Genomic DNA, 4,327 nt, shown 5'->3' with positions numbered 1-4,327 from the left:
CCCGGCATCGGCCACCCCAGACATCGACCACCCCCGACCCCGGCCGCCCCGACACCGACTGCTTGACGCCCCCCACCCCCGGGAGCATTATTCATCGCATGATGAATAATGCTCCCGGCCCACCACACCCCGCCACCGGCCAGGACCCGGCGGCCGTGCACGCCGAACACCTCACCGTCACCCGCGGCCCCCGCACCGTCCTCCGCGACCTCGCCTTCACCGTCCCCCGGGGCCGGATCACCGGCCTCCTCGGCCCCTCCGGCTGCGGCAAGTCCACCCTCATGCGCGCGATCGTCGGCACCCAGGCCAAGGTCACCGGCACCCTCGACGTCCTCGGCCACCCCGCCGGCCACCCGGCCCTGCGCACCCGCATCGGCTACGTCACCCAGGCCCCGTCCGTCTACGACGACCTGACCGTCCGGCAGAACCTCGACTACTTCGCCGCGATACTCGACCCGGGCCGCCCCGCCGCGGACCGCCGCCACGAACACGTCACCCGGGCCATCACCGACGTCGACCTGACCACCCACGCCGACGCCCTGGCCGGCAACCTCTCCGGCGGCCAGCGCAGCCGCGTCTCCCTGGCCGTCGCCCTCCTCGGCACCCCCGAACTCCTGGTCCTCGACGAACCGACCGTCGGCCTGGACCCGGTCCTGCGCCGCGACCTGTGGGCCCTCTTCCACGACATCGCGGCGAGCCGCGGCGCCACCCTCCTCGTCTCCTCCCACGTCATGGACGAGGCCGAGCGCTGCCACCGCCTCCTCCTCATGCGCGAGGGCGAACTCCTGGCCGACACCACCCCGGACGCCCTGCGTGCCCGCACCGGCGCCGAGACCGTCGAAGAGGCCTTCCTGCACCTGGTCGACGAGGCCAAGGCCGCAGCCCGCACCAAGGAGACGACCCGATGACCACCACGACCACACCACCGGCCCTCCCCACCCCCACCGCGCCCCCACGCGCCCTCAGCGCGTCCCGCACCACCGCCACCGCGACCCGGGTCCTGCGCCAGCTCACCCACGACCCGCGCACCATCGCGCTGCTGATCCTCATCCCCTGCGTGATGCTGCTCCTGCTCCGCTACGTCTTCGACGGCAGCCCCCGCACCTTCGACAGCATCGGCGCGTCCCTCCTCGGGATCTTCCCGCTGATCACGATGTTCCTCGTGACCTCCATAGCCACCCTGCGCGAACGCACCTCCGGCACCCTCGAACGCCTCCTCGCCATGCCCCTCGGCAAGGGCGACCTCATCGCCGGCTACGCCCTCGCCTTCGGCACCCTCGCGATCATCCAGTCCGCCCTGGCCACCGGCCTCGCGCTCTGGCTCCTCGGCCTCGACGTCACGGGCAGCCCCTGGCTCCTGCTCCTGGTGGCCCTCCTCGACGCCCTCCTCGGCACGGCCCTCGGCCTGTTCGTCTCGGCCTTCGCGGCCTCGGAGTTCCAGGCGGTCCAGTTCATGCCGGCGGTGATCTTCCCCCAGCTCCTCCTGTGCGGCCTGTTCACCCCGCGCGACACCATGCACCCTGCCCTGGAGGCCCTCTCCGACGTCCTCCCCATGTCCTACGCCGTCGACGGCATGAACGAGGTCCTCCACCACACCGACATGACGGCCACCTTCGTCCGGGACGTGTCGATCGTCGCCGGATGCGCCCTGCTGGTCCTCACCCTGGGAGCGGCCACCCTCCGCCGCCGCACCATGTGACCGGCCCGGACGCGCGTCCCGCCCACCGGACACGCCCCCCGCCCCGCGACCCCGGGTGCGAGGATGAACCCGGACGACGCGCAACCCCCGGAGGGCACCGAAAGCCATGACCCAGAAAGTCGCAGTCCTCGGCACCGGCAAGATCGGCGAAGCCCTGCTCAGCGGAATGATCCGCGCAGGCTGGACCCCGGCCGACCTCCTGGTCACCGCCCGCCGCCAGGAACGGGCGGACGAACTCCGCACCCGCTACGGCGTCACCCCGGTGACCAACGCCGAAGCCGCCAAGACCGCCGACACCCTGATCCTCACGGTCAAGCCGCAGGACATGGGCACCCTCCTCGACGAACTCGCCCCGCACGTCCCCGCCGACCGCCTGGTCATCAGCGGCGCCGCCGGCATCCCCACGGCCTACTTCGAGGAGCGCCTCGCCCCCGGAACCCCGGTCGTCCGCGTCATGACGAACACCCCGGCCCTGGTCGACGAGGCCATGTCCGTCATCTCCGCCGGTTCCCACGCCACCGCCGACCACCTCGCCCACACCGAGGAGATCTTCGGCGCCGTCGGCAAGACGCTCCGCGTCCCCGAGTCCCAGCAGGACGCCTGCACCGCCCTCTCCGGATCGGGCCCGGCCTACTTCTTCTATCTGGTCGAGGCCATGACCGACGCCGGCATCCTCCTCGGCCTGCCGCGCGACAAGGCTCACGACCTCATCGTCCAGTCCGCCATCGGCGCCGCGACGATGCTCCGCGACAGCGGCGAGCACCCGGTCAAGCTCCGCGAGAACGTCACGTCCCCCGCCGGCACGACGATCAACGCCATCCGCGAGCTGGAGAACCACGGCGTACGGGCCGCCCTCATCGCCGCCCTCGAAGCCGCCCGCGACCGCAGCCGCGCCCTGGCCACCGGCAACAACAGCTGACCACGGGGGCGGGACCGGCACCCGCCCCCGCAGCCCCGTCACACCCCGGCCCCGGCCGCCTCCCTCTCCGCCGCCGGCAGCAACCCGATCGCCCGGTACGCGGCATCCACTCTCGGCCGGGCCATCCCCCGGGCCCGCTCGGCCCCCTCCCGCAGCACCCGCTCCACATACGCCGGATCCGCACACAGCTCCTTGTGCCTGTCCTGCACGGGCCGGAGCACCTCCACGACAGCCTCGGCGGTGTCCCGCTTCAACTCTCCGTAGGACGAGTACGCACCACTGAGCCGCTCGGGGTCGCCACCCGTGCACGCGGCGAGGATCTCCAGCAGATTGGCGAGCCCCGGCCGGGCCTCCCGGTCGTACACGACCTCCCGCCCGCTGTCGGTCACCGCCCGCATGACCTTCTTGCGCACCACGTCCGGCTCGTCCAGCAGATAGACGATCCCGGGCCCCACGTCGTCGCTCTTGCCCATCTTCGACGCCGGGTCCTGCAGATTCATCACCCGCGCCGCCACCCCGGGTTTCGTCGCCCGCGGCACCACGAACGTGAGCCCGTACCGCTGGTTGAACCGCACGGCCAGATCGCGCGCCAGCTCCACGTGCTGCCGCTGGTCGTCCCCCACCGGCACCTCGCCGGCCCCGTACGCCAGGATGTCGGCGGCCATCAGCACGGGATACGTCAGCAGCGACAGCCGCACACTCCCACCCCGCCGCTGCTCCCGCGCGGCCTTCTCCTTGTACTGGATCATCCGCCGCATCTCACCGTCGGTGGCGACGCACTCCAGCACGTACGACAACCGCGCGTGCTCGTCGACATGACTCTGCACGAACACCGTGCACCGCTCGGGATCCAGCCCGGCCGCCAGCAGCAGCGTCGCCGCCTGACGGCTGAGCCGCCGCACCCGCGCGGGATCGTGGTCCACGGTCAGCGCGTGCAGATCCACCACGCAGAACAGGGCGTCGGCCGCGTGCTGATCGACCTCGGCCCACCGCCGCATGGCCCCCAGATAGTTCCCCAGCGTCAGATGCCCGGTCGGCTTGACCCCGCTGAAGACCCGTGTCATCTCTTCTCCACCTCCTGGTCGTGACCACCGCCCCGAGCGGCCGCCCCTCGTGTACCAGGAGGGAGAAACGCGAACGGCCGCCGAAGCGGCGGCCGTTGAGTGCATACGTGAGGACGGCCGCCGTCAGGCGGCCCACCAGAACTGGGTGCACGTACGCGTCGTCATGCGCCCCACAGTACGCCCCGCGAGTGCCGCCCACCCCTGAGTTGACACGCCCGGACCCCATCCGTAGTGTTCTCCGAGTTGCCCGACGTGAGCGCCGACTCCGGTCGGTCCCCGGGCAGCCAATCCGCAGGTACTCACCACTACTCGACGCAGTAGCTCTGTCGTCGTTTCATTGGCGTGCGTATTCGCGGAATGAGGAATCCACGTTCGAAAGGACGCGGCCCCCGATTGGATCGGGAGCCGGGGAATCCGCTAAAGTCTCACTCGTCGGAACGGCCCAACAGCCGCGAAGGCGAATCCCGCTGACTGGGAATCAGGCCCGAAAGGATCTGATAGAGTCGGAACCGCCGGAAAGGGAAACGCGAAAGCGGAAACCTGGAAAGCACCGAGGAAATCGGGTCGAGAAAAGATCTGATAGAGTCGGAAACGCAAGACCGAAGGGAAGCGCCCGGAGGAAAGCCCGAGAGGGTGAGTACAAAG

Annotated in this window: 4 protein-coding genes; 3 read left to right on the top strand and 1 reads right to left on the bottom strand. The window is 70.9% G+C overall.

Annotation, left to right across the window (positions count from 1 at the left end):
* Positions 1–98: 98 nt before the first annotated feature.
* The 3 genes from ACIGAQ_RS20265 (at position 99) to proC (ending at position 2,618) form a co-directional block, all read left to right on the top strand.
* The gene (locus tag ACIGAQ_RS20265) at positions 99–908 is read left to right on the top strand and encodes an ABC transporter ATP-binding protein (protein WP_399784668.1); all 810 of its coding nucleotides are present in this window, start codon (positions 99–101) and stop codon (positions 906–908) included.
* On the top strand, positions 905–1,699 hold the full coding sequence (locus tag ACIGAQ_RS20260) for an ABC transporter permease (RefSeq protein ID WP_399784666.1): 795 nt from the start codon (positions 905–907) through the stop codon (positions 1,697–1,699). Before ACIGAQ_RS20265 ends, ACIGAQ_RS20260 begins: the two co-directional genes overlap by 4 nt.
* A 106-nt stretch (positions 1,700–1,805) precedes the next feature.
* A complete protein-coding gene (proC, locus tag ACIGAQ_RS20255) occupies positions 1,806–2,618 on the top strand; it encodes a pyrroline-5-carboxylate reductase (protein WP_362286910.1) in 813 nt (270 codons plus the stop codon).
* 38 nt (positions 2,619–2,656) lie between these two features.
* On the opposite strand, the gene trpS is transcribed toward proC, so the two are convergent.
* Complete coding sequence (gene trpS, locus ACIGAQ_RS20250) at positions 2,657–3,682, bottom strand: tryptophan--tRNA ligase (protein WP_311689049.1); 1,026 nt, start codon at positions 3,680–3,682, stop codon at positions 2,657–2,659.
* Positions 3,683–4,327 lie beyond the last annotated feature (645 nt).

The organism is Streptomyces sp. NPDC085932, assembly GCF_044540525.1.
Lineage (GTDB): Bacteria > Actinomycetota > Actinomycetes > Streptomycetales > Streptomycetaceae > Streptomyces > Streptomyces levis.
Note: the sequence above shows the minus strand (reverse complement) of the source record. Positions and strands in the feature narration are given on the sequence as shown.